The organism is Roseomonas sp. TS2, assembly GCF_058833935.1.
Window position 1 is genome coordinate 1 of record NZ_JCACVY010000018.1, and the last position, 17886, is coordinate 17886.

The following is a 17886-nucleotide window of genomic DNA, read 5'->3' on the forward strand; positions in this document are numbered from 1 at the left end:
ACACGCTGAGACCGCGAGAGAGGCAAGATGCCCGACCCCACCTACGCCGCCCTGCCCCCGCTCGAGGAGCTCGAGCCCGACGCCGCCCGCCCGGCCATGCCCGGCGCCGAGGGGCTCGGCGCCATCTACGACATTCCCGTGCAGGTCTCGGCCGTGCTCGGCCGCGCCACCATGCAGGTGAGCCAGCTGCTCAAGCTCGGCCGCGGCGCGGTGGTGGAGCTGGACCGCAAGCTGGGCGAGGCGGTGGACATCTACGTCAACAACCGCCTCGTCGCGCGCGGGGAGGTGGTGATGGTGGGCGAGAACCGGCTCGGCGTCACCATGACCGAGATCGTCAAGACCGACCGGGTGACGTGACGCCATGCCGCGGGTGCTGATCGTGGGCGCGCTGGAAGGGCCGCTCGGCCAGGCGGCGCGGATGGCGCAGGCGCGCGGCGCCACGGTCGCGCAGGCCTCCGGCGTGGTTGCGGCGCTCGCCCGGCTGCGCCAGGAGGGCGCCGACGTGGTGCTGTGCGAGGTGGTGCACGATGCCGGCTGGCTGATCCGCGCCATGCTGGCCGAGCGCATCCTCTGCCCGCTCATCGCCTGCGGCCCGGAATCCGAGGCGCCCGCCGCGCTGCGCGCCATCCGCGAGGGGGCGCGGGACTTCCTGCCGCTGCCGCCGGATGCGGAGCTGATCGCCACCATGCTGCAGGCCGCCGCCGGCGAGGCGGATGAGCGGAACGCCATGGTGGCGCGCGACCCCGCCATGCTGGCCATGCTGGCGCGCGCCGACCAGGTGGCGCGGGCCGAGGCCTCGGTGCTCGTCACCGGCGAGAGCGGCACCGGCAAGGAGCTGGTGGCGCGGCGCATCCATGCGGGCTCGCGCCGCGCGGCCGGCCCCTTCGTCGCGCTCAACTGCGCCGCCCTGCCGGAGACGCTGCTGGAGAGCGAGCTGTTCGGCCACGAGAAGGGCGCCTTCACCGGCGCCGTCGCCGCGCGCAAGGGCAAGTTCGAGCAGGCCGCCGGCGGCACGCTGCTGCTCGACGAGATCGGCGAGATGGACCTGCGGCTGCAGGCCAAGCTGCTGCGCGCCATCCAGGAGCGGGAGATCGACCGGCTCGGCGGCACGCGCCCCGTGCGGGTCGATGTCCGCATCCTCGCCGCCACCAACCGCGACCTGATGGCCGAGGTGCGCGCCGGGCGCTTCCGCGAGGACCTGTACTTCCGGCTCGACGTGGTGCGGCTGCGCCTGCCGCCGCTGCGCGAGCGGCCGGGCGACATCCTGCCGCTCGCCGAGTGCTTCGCCGCCCGCTTCGCGGCGGTGAACGGGCTGCCGCCACGCCCGCTCTCCGCCGCCGCCCGCGCCGCTCTGCTGGCGCATGCCTGGCCGGGCAATGTGCGGGAGTTGGAGAACGCCCTGCACCGCGCCGTGCTGATGGCCTGCGGCACCGAGATCGGCGCCGAGGCGATCGAGCTGGGCGGCGCCACGCCGGCGCCCGCCGCGCCGCCGCCGCCCCTGCCCCAGATCACCGTCCCCGCCGCGCCCGGCCTCGCGCCGGACGCGGCGGCGGATGGCATCGCCGCGCTGGTCGGCCGCAGCATGGAGGAGGTGGAGCGCGAACTGATCCTGCGCACCCTCGCCCACTGCCTCGGCAACCGCACCCGCGCGGCGGAGGTGCTCGGCATCTCCATCCGCGCCCTGCGCAACAAGCTGCAGGACTACCGTGGCATGGGCCTGCCGGTGACGGCGGCGGCCGGCTACGCCATGGCGGCGCGGTAAGCCGCCATGGCCGCCGGCTTCACCCTTTCCGCCAGCCTCAACCGGCTGAATCCGGGCAGCGACATCGCGCTGGCCGTCGGCGTCGTCGCCCTGGTCGGCATCATGCTGGTGCCGCTGCCGGTGATGCTGCTGGATTTCAGCCTGGCCGTTTCCGTCACCGCCTCCGTGCTGGTGCTGGTGGTGGCGCTGATGCTGCGCCGGCCGCTGGATTTCACCAGCTTCCCCACCATCCTGCTGCTCACCACCCTGCTGCGGCTGGCGCTGAACATCGCCACCACCCGCATGGTGCTGACGCACGGGCATGAGGGGCCGCAATCGGCGGGCGGCGTCATCGCCGCCTTCGGCAGCTTCCTGATGGGCGGCGACGTGCTGATCGGCTTCGTCGTCTTCGCCATCCTGCTTGTCGTCAACTTCATGGTGGTCACCAAGGGCTCGGGGCGCATCGCCGAGGTCTCGGCGCGCTTCAGCCTGGACGCCATGCCGGGCAAGCAGATGGCGATCGACGCCGACCTCTCCGCCGGCACCATCGACGAGACCCAGGCGCGGCTGCGCCGCCGCGAGCTGGAGGAGGAGAGCGCCTTCTTCGGCGCCATGGACGGCGCGGCGAAGTTCGTGCGCGGCGATGCCGTGGCCGGCCTCATCGTCACCTTCGTCAACCTGCTGGGCGGGCTCGCCATCGGCGTCGGCCGCCATGGCATGGGCTTCGGCGACGCGGCGGAGACCTTCTTCACCCTCACCGTGGGCGACGGGCTGGTCTCGCAGATCCCCTCGCTGCTCACCTCGGTCGCCGCCGGCATCGTCGTCACCAAGGGCGCCTCGGAGGGGCGGGCGGACCAGCTCATCGCCGGGCAGCTCGGCAGCGGCGCCAAGCCGCTCGGCATCGCCGCCGGTGCGGCGGGCGTGATGGCGCTGCTGCCGGGCATGCCGGCGCTGCCCTTCCTGGCGCTGGCCGGCGCGGCCGGCGCCGCCGCCTGGTCGCGCCGCCAGGCGGAGCGCGCCGCCGCCGCCGCGCCGCCGCCCGAGGCCGCCACGCCCGATGGCGCCGCCGCCGCCGACGCGCCCGTGGCCGAGGCGCTGCGGCTCGATGCCCTGAAGCTCGAGATCGGCTACGGCCTGCTGTCCCTCGCCTCGGGCGACGCGCCGCGGCTGACAGAGCAGATCCGGGCGCTCCGCCGCAGCATCGCGCAGGAGATGGGCTTCGTGCTGCCGAGCGTGCGGGTGCAGGACAACATGCAGCTCGGCGCCAACACCTACGTCATGCGCGTGAAGGATGTGGAGGCGGCGCGCGGCGAGCTGCGCCCGCCCCTGGTGCTGGCGATCGACCCGGGCGAGGCGCTGCGCGACCTGCCGGGCGAGCGCTGCGCGGAGCCGGCCTTCGGCCTGCCGGCGCTGTGGATCGAGGAGAGCCGGCGCGACCTCGCCCTGGCGCGCGGCGCCACGGTGGTGGACGCCGCCGGCGTGCTGGCCACCCACCTGACCGAGGTGGTGCGCGAGAACATGGCCGAGCTGCTCTCCCATTCCGAGACCCGCCGCCTGCTGGACGGCCTGCCCGAGGAGCAGCGCCGGCTGGTGGGCGACCTGATCCCGGCCCAGGCCAGCATCGGCACCGTGCAGCGCGTGCTGCAATCCCTGCTCGCCGAGCGCGTCTCGATCCGCGACCTGCCGACCATCCTGGAGGGCATCCAGGAGGCCACCTCGGGCGGCGGGCGGAGCATCCCCGGCATCACCGCCATCGTCCGCGCCCGGCTGGCGCGGCAGATCACCGACGCGCTGCGCGGCCCGCGCGGCGACGTGCCGCTGCTCACCCTCGGCGCCTCCTGGGAGGCCGCCTTCGCCGAGGCGCTGGTCGGCCCCGCCGAGGACCGCCAGCTCGCCATGCCGCCCGCGCAGCTCTCCGACTTCATCCAGCGGCTGCGCCAGGCGCTGGACCAGGCGGCGGCGGGCGGCGAGATGCCGGCGCTGGTCTGTTCCGGCGCGCTGCGGCCGCATCTGCGCGCGGTGGTGGAGCGCTTCCGCCCCGCCACGCCGGTGCTGGCCCAGGCCGAGATCCACCCCCGCGCGCGCATCCGCGTGCTCGGCAGCGTCTGAGGCGCGGCGGCATGCGCATCCGCGTCGTCCGCGCCCGCAGCATGGCCGATGCCATGCGCCTGCTCGCCGCCGAGCTGGGGCCGGAGGCGGTGCTGCTCGCTTCCCGCCGCGTCGGCGAGGGCTATGAGGTCACCGGCGGGGTGGAGCCGGAGCCGCCCGACGGGCCGCCCGAGGAACCGCTGCCCAAGGAATTCCTGGAGGAGCCGCTGATGCCCGCCTTTTCCCCCGCGCAGGCGCCGCTCCCGGAAAGCTTCGCCCTGCCGCTGCCCGCCCTTTCCACGGCTGGCCCCCCCCTGCCGGGCGGGGCGGCGGAGGAGGCTGCGGCCGCGCTGGCCTTCCATGGCGTGCCCGGGGCGCTGCGCGAACGGCTGCTGTCGGGCCCGCTGGAGGCCATGCTGGCCGCCACGCTGCGCTTCGGCCGGCTGCCGCCGCCGGAGGAGCGCCCGCTGCTGCTGGCCGGCCCCCCCGGCGCCGGCAAGACGCTGACCACGGTGAAGCTGGCGGCGCGCCAGGTGCTCTCCGGCGCCACGCCGCCGCTGATCGTCGACACCGACCAGCAGCGCCCCGGCGCGGCGGCGCAGCTCGTCGGCGTCGCCGCCCTGCTGCGCGCGCCGCTCAGCCACGCCGCCAGCCCGGCCGCCGCGCTGCAGGCCGTGGCGCTGCGCCCGCCCGGCGGCGTGCTGATCGACACCCCCGGCACGGACCCGTTCGACCCCGAGCAGGCGCGCGCCCTGCTGGCGCTGATCCAGGCCACCCGCGCCCATGTCGCGCTGGTGCTGCCCGCCGGGCTGGACAGCGCCGAGGCGGCCGACCTGGCCCGCGCCTTCCGCGCCCTCGGCGCCACCCACATGATCCCGACGCGGCTGGACGCCACGCGGCGGATGGGGGGGCTGCTCTCCGCCGCCGCCGCCGCCAGCCTGGTCATCGCCGAGGCCGGCGCCGGCAACCGCCTGGCCGACGGGCTGCTGCCGCTCTCGCCCGCCTGGATGGCGGAGCGCCTGCGCCGCCGCACCCATGCCGGCCCGCCCGGCTCCACGGCCGCCCATCAGCCCGCCGCGACGGCGGCGCGCAACGCCCTGTTCCGTGCCCCTGCCACGCTTCCGGCCGGAGACTTCGCATGATGATCGAACCCCGCGCGGCCTTCTCCCCGGAGCCGCCGCTGCCCGAACCGCTGTTGCCCGAGCCGCTGTTGCCGGAGCCCTTGCTGCCGCCGGGCCGCATCGTCGCCGTCGCCTCCGGCAAGGGCGGCGTGGGCAAGACCTGGCTTTCCATCACCCTGGCCCAGGCGCTGGCCCGGCGCGGCCTGCAGGTTCTGCTGGTGGACGCCGATCTCGGCCTCGCCAATGTCGATGTGCAGCTCGGCCTGCAGCCGGAGCGGGACCTGCACGGGCTGCTGACCGGCCGGCTCAGCCTGCGCCAGGCGGTGCTGCGCCACCCGGCAGGCGGCTTCGACGTGCTGGCCGGCCGCTCCGGCAGCGGCGCGCTGGCGGCGATGGAGGCTGCGACGGTGGAGCGCGTCGCCGCCCTGCTGCGCGACGGCGCCACCTTCTGGGACGTGGTGCTGCTCGACCTCGGCGCGGGGCTTGCGCCGCCGACGCGCCGCCTCGCCGCCAGCGCGGACCTGCTGCTGGTGGTGGCCACCGACGAGCCAACCAGCCTGACCGACGCCTATGCCGTGCTGAAGCTGCACGGCCAGGACCGGCCTGGTGCCGAGGCGCGCATCGTGGTGAACCAGGCGATGGACGCGGCGCGCGGCCGCCGCACCGCCGCCACCCTGCAGCGCGCCTGCGTCACCTTCCTGCGCCGGCAGGTGCCGCTGGCCGGCGTGGTGCGGCGCGACGAGAAGGTGCGCGATGCCATCCGCCGGCAGACCCCGCTGCTGACACGCCACCCCGGCAGCGCCGCGGCGGCCGATGTGGAGGCTCTGGCCGGCGGGCTCGGCCTGCGTGCCGCCTTCGCCGCGGTGCGGTGAAGGGTTTACAAAATCTCTCCTCGCAAGGGGGCTTGCCGGATCGGCCGGACGACCATCCGGCCGGCAGGGAAACAGGCTGTTAAGACCTGAGGAGAAGATAGGCAGTCTTCTTGCTCCAGGACCCTGCCCCGATGCGCCTTCTGAAGAATTTGTCTGTGGGGATGAAGCTGGGCCTCTCGGTCACGCTCACCCTGATCCTGCTGACGGTGCTGGTGGTGCGCACCAATCTCGGCCTGTCGGAGATCGACGAGCGGGTGAGCGACCTGCACACGGCCTCCACGGCGGACACCACCCTGCGCAGCGCCCTCGCCGAGGCGGCGCGCGCGGCGCTCGCCAACAGCACGGCGGAGAACGCGCAGTCGGCCGCCGCGCTCGACACCGCCTGGGCCAGCAACCAGGCTGCCCTCGAGGGGCTGCGCGGCCGGGTGCAGGAGAGCCTGGCGATGCTCTCCGGCGAGGACCGCGCCCAGGCCGAGGCCGTGCTGCCGCGCATCGATGCCTATGCCAAGGCCCTGGAGGCGGTGATCCAGCAGCGCCGCATGCTGCTGCAGCGGCGCGACGAGGTGCTGTTCCCCGCGATGGGCGAGTACGACCAGCGCTTCGAGGCGGTGCAGGCCAGCCTGCAGTTCGACCTGACCGAACCGGGCCGGGTGGACGAGATGCGCCAGCGGCTGATGTCCTACCACGCCGCCGTGGGCGAGATGCGCGCCAGCATCCAGCGCTTCCTGAGCACGGAGGATGAGGACCAGTCCCGCCGGCTGCGCCGCGCCATCGCGCAGCAGCGCGTGCACCTGCGCGGCTTCCAGTCCGGGCCGTTCAACGATTCCCTGCGCCAGAGCGTCGAGGTGCTGGGCCGCGCCAGCACCACTCTGGCCAGCGCGTCGGATGAGTCGGTGAATGCGCTCGACGCCATCCGCACGCTGCGCGAGCAGCAGGTGCGGCCGGCGATGGCGCAGCTGGAGGAGGCGCTGGACGGCGTCAAGGACCGGCTGGCGCTGCGCGCGCAATCCTCCATCGCCGCCGCCGAGGCGGCGATGGAGACGGTGCGGCAGAACACGCTGATCGCCGGCGTGCTGGTCGGGCTGGTGGCGGTGCTGGCCGGCTGGGGCACCACCCGCGCCATCTCCGCCCCGCTCCGCCGCCTCTCCGGCATCCTCGCCCGCATCGCCGGCGGCGACGCCAAGGTGGAGGTGACCGACCGTGACCGGCGTGACGAGATCGGCGCCATCGCCGGCGCCGTCGAGGCGCTGCGCGGCACGGTGGCCGAGGCCTTCGCGCAGCGCCAGATGCTGGAGCAGATGCCGACGGGCGTGGTGATGGCGGACCCGGAGGACGGCTTCCGCATCACCTACCTCAACGCCCGCATGCGCGAGATCCTGACCGAGCGCATCCCGCAGATCCTGCCCTGCCCGGTGGAGGAGGTGGTGGGCCGCAGCATCGACATCTTCCACCGCCAGCCCGGCGCCATCCAGGAGATCCTGGCCGATGGCTCGCGCCTGCCCTACCGCACCCGCATCCGCGTGGGCGCGGAGGTGATGGACCTCAACGTCTCCGCCATCCGCGACAATGCCGGCGGCTATGTCGGCCCGATGATGGTCTGGACAGTGGTCACGGAGCAGGCGCGCCTCGCCAACACCTTCGAGGGCGAGGTGGGCGGCGTGGTCGAGACCGTGGTGGCCCGCAGCGGCGACATGGAGACGGCGGCCCGCCATCTCTCCGCCAGCGCCGAGCAGTCCGACCAGCAGGCCGGGCTGGTGGCCGACGCCGCCGGCCGCGCCAATGCCGATGTGCAGGCGGTCGCCGCCGCCTCCGAGGAGATGGCGGCCTCCATCGTCGAGATCACCCGCCGCGTCTCCGAGGCCGCCTCGGTGACGCGCCAGGCGGTGGCTGAGGCGCGCGCGACCGACGAGACCATGCGCAGCCTGGCCGAGAGCGCGGCGCGCATCGGCGATGTGGTGAAGCTGATCGGCAACATCGCCGGGCAGACCAACCTGCTGGCCCTGAACGCCACGATCGAGGCCGCCCGCGCCGGCGAGGCGGGCAAGGGCTTCGCCGTGGTGGCCTCCGAAGTGAAGAACCTGGCCGGACAGACCGCCCGCGCGACGGAGGAGATCGGCAGCCAGATCGCCGAGATCCAGGCGGTGACGACGCGCGCGGTGGAGGCCATCCGCGGCATCGGCAACACGGTGGAGCGGACCAACGAGATCTCCACCGCCATCGCCGCCGCCGTCGAGGAGCAGGGGGCGGCGACGCAGGAGATCGCCCGCAGCGCCGCGCAGGTGGCCGAGGCCACCGGCACGGTGACGCAGCGCATCGCCAGCGTGCGGCAGGTGGCGCAGGAGACGCGCCAGGCGGCGACGGGGATGCTGGGCGCCACGGAGGAGCTGGCCAGCCAGGCCGGGCAGCTCCGCACCCGCTCCAGCGAGTTCCTGGTGGCGATCCGCGCCTGAGGCGCGGGATCCTGGAAAGGCCGGCGGGCACGGTGCCCGCCGGTGCGGAAGCCTCTTGTCTCCGCCGCCTCGGTCGTGACAATTCCGCAAGGCCCGGAGGATGCGGGCCATGAGGAAACGCCCGATGTTCACCCGCCGCGATCTCGGCAGGGCCGCCCTGGCCCTGCCCGCCCTCTCCCTCGCCCTCCCGCGCACGGGCTCTGCCCAAGGTGCTGCCCAGGGCGCCGCCGGCTTTCCCGCCCACACGGTGACGATGGTGGTGCCATGGGCCGCCGGCGGCTCCACCGACGCGGTGGCCCGCATCCTGGCGGCACGCCTCTCGCAGGACACCGGCAAGAGCTTCGTCATCGACAACCGCGCGGGGGCGAACGGCACGATCGGCTTCGCCTCCGTCGCGCGGGCGCGGCCGGACGGCCACACGCTGCTGGTCGGCACCGTCAGCACCTATGCCATGGCGCCGCACCTCTACAACCTGCCCTATGACAACGCGCAGGCCTTCACCGGTGTCGGCCTCATCGCCGCGCAGCCGATGATCCTGGTGGTGCCGAAGGCCTCGCCCGCCCGCAGCCTGGCCGAGTTCGTCGCCCTGGCGAAGCAGCCCGGCCACACCATGACCTTCGCCAATTCCGGCACCGGCAGCTCCACCCATCTGGCGACCGAGCTGTTCCTGCAGGCCGCCGGGCTGCGGCTCGGCGATGTCGGCTACCGCTCCGGCGCGCAGGCGGTGCAGGGCACGATGCAGGGGGAGGTCTCCATGGTCATCCAGGCCGCCTCGGGCCTGCTGCCGCTGATCCAGGCGGGGGAGCTGCGGCCTCTCGCCATCTCCTCACGCGAGCGCAGCGCCGTGGCGCCGGAGATCCCGACCTTCCGCGAGCAGGGCTTCCCCGAATACGAGGCGGAGGAGCACATCGCCCTGCTCGCCCCGGCCGGCACCCCGGCCGAGATCGTCACCCGTATGCACGCGCTGACCCGCGCCGCCATGACGGCGCCCGAGACGCGCGAGCGGCTCGCCGCCCTGGCGGTGACGCCCGAGACCCAGACGCCCGCCGAATGGCCGGCCTACCACACGGCCGAGAACGCCAAGTGGCGCGCGGTGATCCGGAGCCGCAACATCACCGTGCAATGAGGTCGTGGCCGCCACGCCCGATGGCGCGGCGGCCGCCCGCTCAGGCCTCGTCCTCGACGGTGTTGACGAGGATGCCGATGCCCTCGATCTCGATCTCCATCGTGTCGCCGCCCTTCATGAAGACCGGCGGCTTGCGGGCATAGCCGACGCCGCTCGGCGTGCCCGTGGCGATGACGTCGCCCGGCTCCAGCGTCATCGCCTCGGAGAGGATGGCGAGGATGCGCGGGACGGAGAAGATCATGTCGGAGGTGTTGCTGTCCTGCATCGTCTCGCCGTTGAGGCGGGCGGTGATGCGCAGCGCGTTGGGCCCCTGCGGCAGCTCGTCGGGCGTGACGATCTCGGGGCCGAGGCCGCCGGTGCGGTCGAAGTTCTTGCCCATGCCCCACTGGGTGGATTTGCGCTGGTAGTCGCGCACCGAGCCCTCGTTCATGCAGGTGTAGCCGGCGACGCAGGAGAGCGCCTCGGCCTCTCTGAGGTGCCGCGCGCGCTTGCCGATGACGATGGCCAGCTCCGCCTCGTAGTCGAACTTGTCGGAAGCCTTCGGCCGCAGCAGCGCCTGGCCATGCGCGGCGAGCGAGGTGGGGCCGCGGAAGAACACCGCCGGATAGTCGGGGATCGGGTTGTTCCCCTCCTTGGCGTGCAGCGCGTAGTTCAGCCCGATGCAGACGACCTTGCCGGGGCGCGGGATGACGGGCAGCAGGGTCAGCCCGGCGAGCGGCCGGCGCGGCGCATCGGCGAGGCGCGCGGCCAGGGCGGGGGCGCCCTCCGGCAGCCCGAGCGCGGCCAGGGCCAGGGCAGGGTCCTGCGGCAGGCCCGGCACCACGTCGGCGAGGAGAACGACCTCCGTGCCCAGCCGGGCACCGAGGGCCGCACGTCCCTCGTGCTGGAATGCGATCAGGCGCATGGGGAAGTTCCTTCCGGGGTTTCCGGGAGTCTTGTCGAAAATCCGCTGCCGTCAATCCGCATTTTCGGCAATCCTTGCATTGCTCCCCAGGAATGACGATCATGCGGCGCCCATGCCACCTTCCGACACCCCGCCTGACCTGCCGGACACCACGCTGGCGCGTGCCATGTACCGCCGCCTGCGCGCCGATATCCTCTCCGGCGCCCTGCCGCCCGGCGGCCGCCTGACACTGCGCGCGCTGGCGGAACGCTACGGCGCCGGTGCCTCGCCGATGCGGGAGGCGCTCTCGCGGCTGGCGGCGGAAGGGCTGGCGGAGCAGGCGGAGCATCGTGGCTTCCGCGTTGCGGCGGCGCCGCCGGGTGCCCTTGCCGGGCTGATCCGCAGCCGCGTGCTGGCCGAGTGCGCGGCGCTGCGCGAATCCCTGCGCTGCGGCGATGCCGCGTGGGAGGAGGCGGTGCTGCTGTCCGGGCACCGGCTGCAACGCCTGGCGCGCTCGCTCGACCCGCAGCGGCTCGTCGCCAATCCGGAGTGGGAGGAATGCCACCGCCATTTCCACCGGGCGCTGCTGGCAGCCTGCGGCGCGCCGGAGCTCCTGGCCTTCTGCGAGAAGCTGCGCGAGGAGGCGCAGCGCTACCGGGCGATCTCCAGCCTCCGCGCCTATCCGGGCCGGGACGTGGCCGCCGAGCACGCCGCCATCGCCCGCGCGGTGCTGGCGCGCGACGCCGAGGAGGCCACCGCCCTGCTGGCCCGGCACTACGAGCAGACCGGGGCCTATGTCGGCGCCGGGCTGGAGGGCGGCGCGGCATGATCGACTTCCGCCCCGCCCCGGCCCGGCTGCCGCCGGAGGAGCGCATCTATGCCGTGGGCGACATCCATGGCTGCGCGGCCCGGCTGCGGCGGCTGCACGCGCTGGTGGCGGACGACCTCGCCGCCCGCCCCGTCGCGCGGCCGACGCTGCTGCATCTCGGCGATTATGTGGACAAGGGCGAGGACAGCGCCGGCGTGCTGGACTGGCTCAGCGCCCCCCCGGCCCTGCCGGCGCGGCGCATCGACCTGGGCGGCAACCACGAGGCAACAATGCTGGCGGCGCTGGAGGGCGCGCCGGGCGACGTGGCGGACTGGCTGTGGTGCGGCGGCCGCCCCACCCTGCAAAGCTACGGCCTGCCGGCCGAGGCCGCGCCCGCGCTGTGGCGCGAGGCGATTCCGGCCGCGCATCTGGCGTGGATGCGGCGCCTCGGGCGCTGGCACCGGGCGGGGGGGTATCTGTTCGTGCATGCCGGCATCCGGCCCGGCCTGCCGCTGGAGGCGCAGTCGGCGGAGGACCTGATCCGCATCCGGCAGCCCTTCCTCTCCAGCGAGGCGGTGCACGGTGTCGTGGTGGTGCATGGCCACACCGCGCGGGCGGAGCCCGAGATCCGCCACAACCGCATCAATCTCGACACCGCCGCCTGGTCCGGCGGACCCCTCACCTGCGCCGTGCTGGAGGAGGACCGGCTGGGCTTCCTCCAGGCCTGAGGCGCGGCGGCAGGCTCAGGCGGGTGGCCCCTCCGGCCGCGCCGCCTCCGGGTGTTCCGCGGTCTCGTCCGGCGCGGCGGCGCGCGGCACGCCGGGGTTGTTCTCCAGCCGGTCGCGGTGCAGCGCGGTGCGCGCCACCAGCATCAGCGTCACCGGCGTGGTCAGCACCACCAGCGCGCCCACCAGCACCTCGTGGATCACCAGCCGCGACTGCAGCGCGGTGAACACCACCATGGAGGCCAGCAGCACGCAGCTGATGCCCATGGAGGTGGCGATGGTGGGCGCGTGCAGCCGGTCGTAGAAGGTGCGCAGCCGCAGCAGGCCGAAGGAGCCGGCCAGCGACAGGAAGGCCCCCGCCAGCACCAGCGCCGAGGCCAGCAGCGCCACCGGCGCGGGAAGCTCCGCCAGATGGTTCATTCGATCACCTCGCCGCGCATCAGGAACTTGGCCAGCGCCGCGGTGCTGACGAAGCCCAGCAGCGCCACCACCAGCGCCGCCTCGAAATAGAGGTCGGTGCCGGTGCGGATGCCGAAGGTCAGCAGCAGCAGCATGCCGTTGATGTAGAGGATGTCGAGCCCCACCACGCGGTCCTGCGCGCGCGGGCCGTGCAGCACGCGCCAGGCGGTGCAGCCGAAGGCCAGGCCCAGCATGATCTGCGCGGCGAACAGCGACCAGCTCAGCACCACAAGGCTCATCGGAAGATCTCCAGCAGCGGCGCCTCGTAGCGCTCCTTGACGATATGCATCCACTCCGCCTCGTCGATCAGGTCGAGGACGTGCAGCAGCAGCCAGCCCTCCTCCGGGTCGAATTCCAGCCAGGCGGTGCCGGGCGTGGCGGTGAGGATACAGGCCAGCGCGGCGAGCGCGTGCGGCTCCCGCAGCGACAGTCGGATGTGCATGAAGCCGGCGCGCCGCGCCGGCCTGCGGCTCAGCACGATCCGCGCCACGGCGATGTTGGAGCGGATGATGTCGACGAAGACCCGCCCCAGCAGCCGCAGGATCAGCCCGGGGCGGCGGATGCGCACCCGGGGCGGGTCCAGCAGGGCCAGCGCCCAGCCACCCAGCACGGCGATGATGGCGCCCACCACCACCGGCCCCGGCGCCACGCTGCGGCTGGCCAGCAGCCAGAAGACGAACAGCCCGGCCGAGACGACCGGGTGCGGCAGCAGCCACCTCATGGCCGGGCCTCCGTCGTGCCATCCACCGGCACCACGCTGCCCATGTAGCTCGGCGCCGTGTGCAGCGCGCTGGCGGTGGCCTGCATGTAGCGCAGCACCGGCCCCGCCCCCGCCGTCATGCCGATGCACAGGCCGAGCAGCAGCAGGATGGGGGCGATCTCCACCACGCCGACGCGCGGCACGGCGCGGTCGGTGGCCGCCCACAGGCTGCGGATGCCGGCACGCGTCATCGCCAGCACCGTGGCGAGGCCGGAGAGGATCAGCGCCGCCAGCAGCGCCCAGCCATCGGGCGGCACCGCCGCCGCGCCCTGCCCCAGCCCCTGCGGGTTGAGGATGCCGTCCAGCATGGCGAACTTGGCGATGAAGCCGGAGAGCGGCGGCAGCCCCGCCAGCACCAGGGCGCAGCAGAGGAAGCAGCCGCCGAGCACCGCCATGGTGGCGGGGATGGGCGTGCCCACCTCGACCTCCTCCTCATCCTCCTCGGTCTTGCCGCCATAGGCTTCCTGGGTCACCGCCAGCACGTCGGCGCCCACCTCGCGGCCGCGTTCCAGCAGCTCGACCAGCAGGAAGAAGGCGCCGATCGCCAGCGCCGAGCTGGCCAGGTAGAACAGCGCGCCGCTGGTGACGGCCTCCTGCCCCGCCCCCAGCGCCGCCAGGGAGGTGCCGGAGGAGATCAGCACGCTGGCACCGGCCAGGCGCGAGAGGTCCTGCGTGGCCAGCACGCTGATGGCGCCGAAGGCGATGGTGGCCAGCCCGCCGAGGAACAGCCAGGTGCTGCCGAAGCCGGCCGACGCCCCCGCCTCGGCGCCGAACAGCAGCAGCGAGAGGCGCAGCACGGCGTAGAAGCCCACCTTGCTCATCATCGAGAAGATGGCGGCGGCGGGCGGGCTCGCCGCCGAATAGGTGGGGGCGAGCCAGAAGCCCATCGGCCACATCGCCGCCTTGGCCAGGAAGGCCATGGCCAGGATGGCGGCGCCCGCCTCCAGCAGCGGCCGGTCCTCCGCCGGCAGGGCGGGGATGCGGGCGGCGAGGTCGGCCATGTTGAGCGTGCCCGCCACCCCGTAGATCATGCTGACGCCGATCAGGAACAGCAGCGAGGCCGCAAGATTGATGGCGATGTAGTGCAGCCCCGCCTTCACCCGCGCAACGCCCGAGCCGTGCAGCGCCAGGCCGTAGGAGGCGGCCAGCAGCACCTCGAAGAAGACGAAGAGGTTGAACAGGTCGCCGGTGAGGAAGGCGCCGTTCAGCCCCATCAGCTGGAACTGGAACAGGGCGTGGAAATGCGCGCCCATGCGCTGCCACCGCACCAGGGAAAAGAGCAGCGCGGCGAGGCCGAGCACGGCGGAGAGCAGCAGCAGCATGGCCGCCAGCCGGTCCACCACCAGCACGATGCCGAACTGCGCCGGCCAGTTGCCGAGGCGGTAGACGAAGACCGGCGCCGCATCGCCCGCATCGGCCAGGAAGGCCAGGGCGATGGCGATGCCGAGCAGGCCGAGCGCCGAGGCGACGCCCAGCGCCGCGCGCAGCCGGCCGCGCTGGTCGTCCATCGGGATCATGATGGCGCCGGCCAGCAGCGGCAGCAGGATCGGCGCGATGGCGAGGTGTTGCATCCAGCCGCTCAACGGTCCTGCCTCCGCCCGTCCACATGGTCGCCGCCGGTCAGGCCGCGCGCGGCCAGCATCACCACCAGGAACAGCGCCGTGGTGGCGAAGCCGATGACGATGGCGGTGAGCACCAGCGCCTGCGGCAGCGGGTCGGCATACTGCGCCGGGTCGCCGGCGGTGCCGGGCTCCAGCACGGGCGGCCGCCCCACGGGGAAGCGGCCCATGCTGAAGATGAACAGGTTGACCGCGTAGGAGAGCAGCGAAAGCCCGATGATGAGCTGGAAGGTGCGCGGCCGCATCAGCAGCCACACGCCCGAGCCGCCCAGCACGCCGATGCTCAGGGCCAGGATGAGTTCCATCAGCGCTCCTCCTGCGGGGCCGGCGGGGGCGTCGGCGCGGCGCGCTGGCTGCGCACCGACTGGTGGGCGATGGCGATCAGCATCAGCACCGTGGCGCCGAACACCAGGGCGAAGACGCCGATGTCGAAGATCAGCGCGCTGGCCACCGGCAGCTTGCCGAGCCAGCCGAGATCGGCATAGGCGAAGTAGGAGGTCAGGAAGGGCTGCCCGAAGGCCATGGCGGCAAGCCCCGTGCCGCCGGCCAGCAGCAGCCCCGCCGACATCCAGCGCAGCGGATGGACGCGCAGGTGGTCCTCCACCCAGCGCGTGCCGCCGGCCATGTATTGCAGCAGGATGGCGATGGCCAGCATCAGCCCGCCGGCGAAGCCGCCGCCCGGCAGGTCGTGCCCGCGCAGCAGCAGGTAGACCGCCACCACGCCGATCAGCGGGAAGAGCAGCTTCATGGTGACGGCGGGCACCATCATCCAGTTCCGCACGTCGCCCTGCTGCTGGTCCGGCACGCCGATGCTCTCCGGCGCCGGGCGGAAGCGGCGCAGCAGCGCGAAGACGGTGAGCGCCACGATGCAGAGCACCGTGATCTCGCCGAAGGTGTCGAAGCCGCGGAAATCCACCAGGATGACGTTGACCACGTTGGTGCCGCCGCCCTCGCTGTAGGCGCGCTCCAGGAAGAAGCGGGAGATGCCCTCGGGCGAGACGCGGGTCATGGTGGCGTAGGAGATGGCGGTCAGGCCCAGGCCCGCTCCCAGCGCGATGGCAAAGTCGCGGTAGCGCCGCAGCCGCGACAGCAGCCGGCCGGAGCCGGCGAGCTCGAGGCGCTTGGGCATCCAGCGCAGGCCGAGCAGCAGCAGCACCGTCGTCACCACCTCGACCAGCAGCTGGGTCACCGCGAGGTCGGGCGCCGAGAACCAGACGAAGGTGATGCAGACCGCGAGCCCGGCGCCGCCCAGCAGCACCAGCGCCGCCAGCCGGTGGTACTTGGCCTGGTAGGCGGCCGCCAGGGCGCAGAGGCTGCCCGCCAGCCAGACCAGCCCGATCACCGGATCGGCCGGGCTCAGCTGCAGCACGCCGAGGCCGAAATCATGCGGCGCCAGCGCCAGTACCGCGGCCAGGATGGTGACACAGACCATCAGCCGCAGCTGGGTCTGCAGCCGGCTGGTGCCGAGCAGCCGCTCCAGCGTGCGGGCGAAGCGCCAGGAGAGGAAGACCATCACCCGGTCGAACAGGCGCCTTCCGTCCAGGCGGCGCAGCAGCGGCGTGCCGTCGATGCCGGCGTTCAGGTGGCGTTGCAGCAGGCGGTAGAGCAGCGCGCCGCCGGCCAGGGCGATGAGGCTCATCACCAGCGGCAGGTTGAAGCCGTGCCAGACCGCCAGGCTGTAATAGGGCGTGGCCTCCCCCAGCACCGAGCGCACCGCGACATCGAGGAACGGCCCGATGGTGGCGGCGGGCAGGATGCCCACCACCATGCAGCCGAACACCAGCACCTCCACCGGCAGGCGCATCCATTGTGGCGGCTCGTGCGGGGTGTGCGGCATGTCGCCGGTGGTGGGGCCGAAGAAGGCGCCGTGGATGAAACGCAGCGAGTAGGCCACCGCGAAGATGCTGGCGAGCGCCGCGCCCAGCGGCAGCAGGCTGTGCAGGATGGTGGGCGCGGTGGAGGCCGACAGCGTCTCGGTGATGAACATCTCCTTGGAGATGAAGCCGTTCAGCAGCGGCACGCCCGCCATGGCGGCGGCGGCCACCATCGCCAGCCGCGCCGTGAAGGGCATGGTGGCGTTGAGGCCCGAGAGCCTGCGGATGTCGCGCGTGCCGGTCTCGTGGTCGATGATGCCGGCGGCCATGAACAGCGAGGCCTTGAAGGTGGCGTGGTTCATGGTGTGGAAGATCGCCGCCACCATGGCCAGCGGGCTGTTGAGGCTGAGCAGCACCGTGATCAGCCCGAGATGGCTGATGGTGGAATAGGCCAGCAGCCCCTTCATGTCGTGCTGGAAGATGGCGACATAGGCGCCGAGCAGCAGCGTGATCATGCCCGCGCTGCCGAGGATCCAGAACCAGGCGTCGGTGCCGGCCATCACCGGCCAGAGCCGCGCCATCAGGAAGATGCCGGCCTTCACCAGCGTCGCCGAGTGCAGGTAGGCCGAGACGGGGGTGGGCGCCGCCATGGCGTGCGGCAGCCAGAAGTGGAAGGGGAACTGCGCGCTCTTGGTGAGGGCGCCCAGCAGGACCAGGACCAGCGCCGGCAGGTAGAGCGGGTGGGCGCGGATGACATCGCCCGAGGCCAGCACCCGGTCCAGGTCGTAGCTGCCGACGATGTGGCCGAGCAGCAGCACGCCCGCCAGCAGCGCCAGCCCGCCGCTGGCGGTGACGGTGAGCGCCATGCGCGCCCCGTCCCGCGCCTGGGCGGAGTGCTGCCAGTAGCCGATCAGCAGGAAGGAGAAGAGGCTGGTCAGCTCCCAGAAGAAGACGAGCTGGATCAGGTTGCCCGACAGCACCAGCCCCATCATCGAGCCCATGAAGGCGAGCAGGAAGGCGAAGAAGCGCGGGATCGGGTCGTCCGAGGACATGTAGTAGCGCGCGTAGAGCACGACCAGCAGCCCGATGCCCGCCACCATCACCGCGAAGACCGAGGCCAGGCCGTCCAGCCGCAGGACCAGGTTCAGCCCGAGCTGCGGCACCCAGGCGATCTCGGCGCGGACCACCCCGCCCTCGGCGATGGTGGGATAGTAGCAGAGCCACACCATGGTGAGCGTCAGCAGCGCGACGGCACCGGCCAGCCAGGATTCCAGTCTGCGGGCATTGGCCGGCAGCAGCGCGGTGACCAGCGCCCCGAGATAGGGCAGGCCGATCGCCGTCGAAAGGTAAAGAGCATCAGGCATCAGCGGCGGTTCTCTCCTTCAGGCCGGGAAGAAGGGCGGCGGAGTGATGGGTGCCC

The 17886-nt window shown here is 73.3% G+C and carries 16 protein-coding genes; 9 read left to right on the forward strand and 7 right to left on the reverse strand.

Annotated elements, in window-relative coordinates:
- Window positions 1-96: 96 nt before the first annotated feature.
- From fliN to ACZJYS_RS05580, 7 genes are all read left to right on the forward strand, one after another.
- A complete protein-coding gene (fliN, locus tag ACZJYS_RS05550; protein ID WP_245906413.1) occupies window positions 97-357 on the forward strand; it encodes a flagellar motor switch protein FliN in 261 nt (86 codons plus the stop codon).
- Between the two features lie 4 nt (window positions 358-361).
- Window positions 362-1762, forward strand: coding sequence for a sigma-54-dependent transcriptional regulator (locus ACZJYS_RS05555; protein WP_493176369.1), 1401 nt, complete (start codon window positions 362-364; stop codon window positions 1760-1762).
- A 6-nt stretch (window positions 1763-1768) separates the two neighbouring features.
- Entirely contained in the window at window positions 1769-3850 is a 2082-nt protein-coding gene (gene flhA / locus ACZJYS_RS05560) for a flagellar biosynthesis protein FlhA (protein ID WP_109517474.1), read from the forward strand.
- An 11-nt stretch (window positions 3851-3861) separates the two neighbouring features.
- A complete protein-coding gene (locus tag ACZJYS_RS05565) occupies window positions 3862-4971 on the forward strand; it encodes a flagellar biosynthesis protein FlhF (RefSeq protein WP_493176371.1) in 1110 nt (369 codons plus the stop codon).
- Entirely contained in the window at window positions 4968-5822 is an 855-nt protein-coding gene (locus tag ACZJYS_RS05570; RefSeq protein WP_379652393.1) for a nucleotide-binding protein, read from the forward strand. The genes ACZJYS_RS05565 and ACZJYS_RS05570 overlap by 4 nt, the downstream gene beginning before the upstream one ends.
- Window positions 5823-5953: 131 nt before the next feature.
- On the forward strand, window positions 5954-8272 hold the full coding sequence (locus tag ACZJYS_RS05575; RefSeq protein WP_379652394.1) for a methyl-accepting chemotaxis protein: 2319 nt from the start codon (window positions 5954-5956) through the stop codon (window positions 8270-8272).
- A 124-nt stretch (window positions 8273-8396) separates the two neighbouring features.
- On the forward strand, window positions 8397-9398 hold the full coding sequence (locus ACZJYS_RS05580) for a Bug family tripartite tricarboxylate transporter substrate binding protein (protein WP_493176374.1): 1002 nt from the start codon (window positions 8397-8399) through the stop codon (window positions 9396-9398).
- Window positions 9399-9438: 40 nt separating this feature from the next.
- On the opposite strand, the gene ACZJYS_RS05585 is transcribed toward ACZJYS_RS05580, so the two are convergent.
- Window positions 9439-10302, reverse strand: coding sequence for a fumarylacetoacetate hydrolase family protein (locus tag ACZJYS_RS05585; protein WP_493176376.1), 864 nt, complete (start codon window positions 10300-10302; stop codon window positions 9439-9441).
- Between the two features lie 112 nt (window positions 10303-10414).
- On the opposite strand from ACZJYS_RS05585, the gene ACZJYS_RS05590 reads away from it, so the two are divergent.
- Window positions 10415-11110: a GntR family transcriptional regulator gene (locus tag ACZJYS_RS05590; protein ID WP_493176378.1), complete on the forward strand. Its 696-nt coding sequence runs from the start codon at window positions 10415-10417 to the stop codon at window positions 11108-11110.
- The gene (locus ACZJYS_RS05595) at window positions 11107-11817 is read left to right on the forward strand and encodes a metallophosphoesterase (protein WP_379651798.1); all 711 of its coding nucleotides are present in this window, start codon (window positions 11107-11109) and stop codon (window positions 11815-11817) included. The genes ACZJYS_RS05590 and ACZJYS_RS05595 overlap by 4 nt, the downstream gene beginning before the upstream one ends.
- Window positions 11818-11832: 15 nt before the next feature.
- Here the strand turns inward: ACZJYS_RS05595 and mnhG are convergent, their stop codons facing one another.
- Genes mnhG through ACZJYS_RS05625 form a run of 6 tightly spaced genes read right to left on the reverse strand, consistent with a single transcriptional unit; the run spans window position 11833 to window position 17830 of the window.
- A complete protein-coding gene (mnhG, locus tag ACZJYS_RS05600) occupies window positions 11833-12234 on the reverse strand; it encodes a monovalent cation/H(+) antiporter subunit G (protein ID WP_109517467.1) in 402 nt (133 codons plus the stop codon).
- Window positions 12231-12512, reverse strand: coding sequence for a K+/H+ antiporter subunit F (locus ACZJYS_RS05605; protein WP_109517466.1), 282 nt, complete (start codon window positions 12510-12512; stop codon window positions 12231-12233). Before ACZJYS_RS05605 ends, mnhG begins: the two co-directional genes overlap by 4 nt.
- On the reverse strand, window positions 12509-12994 hold the full coding sequence (locus tag ACZJYS_RS05610) for a Na+/H+ antiporter subunit E (RefSeq protein WP_493176381.1): 486 nt from the start codon (window positions 12992-12994) through the stop codon (window positions 12509-12511). Before ACZJYS_RS05610 ends, ACZJYS_RS05605 begins: the two co-directional genes overlap by 4 nt.
- Window positions 12991-14604, reverse strand: a complete 1614-nt coding sequence (locus tag ACZJYS_RS05615; protein ID WP_379651799.1) for a monovalent cation/H+ antiporter subunit D — start codon at window positions 14602-14604, stop codon at window positions 12991-12993. The genes ACZJYS_RS05610 and ACZJYS_RS05615 overlap by 4 nt, the downstream gene beginning before the upstream one ends.
- An 8-nt stretch (window positions 14605-14612) precedes the next feature.
- Entirely contained in the window at window positions 14613-14957 is a 345-nt protein-coding gene (locus ACZJYS_RS05620) for a Na+/H+ antiporter subunit C (RefSeq protein WP_379641004.1), read from the reverse strand.
- Window positions 14957-17830: a monovalent cation/H+ antiporter subunit A gene (locus ACZJYS_RS05625; RefSeq protein ID WP_379651800.1), complete on the reverse strand. Its 2874-nt coding sequence runs from the start codon at window positions 17828-17830 to the stop codon at window positions 14957-14959. The genes ACZJYS_RS05620 and ACZJYS_RS05625 overlap by 1 nt, the downstream gene beginning before the upstream one ends.
- Between the last annotated feature and the right edge of the window lie 56 nt (window positions 17831-17886).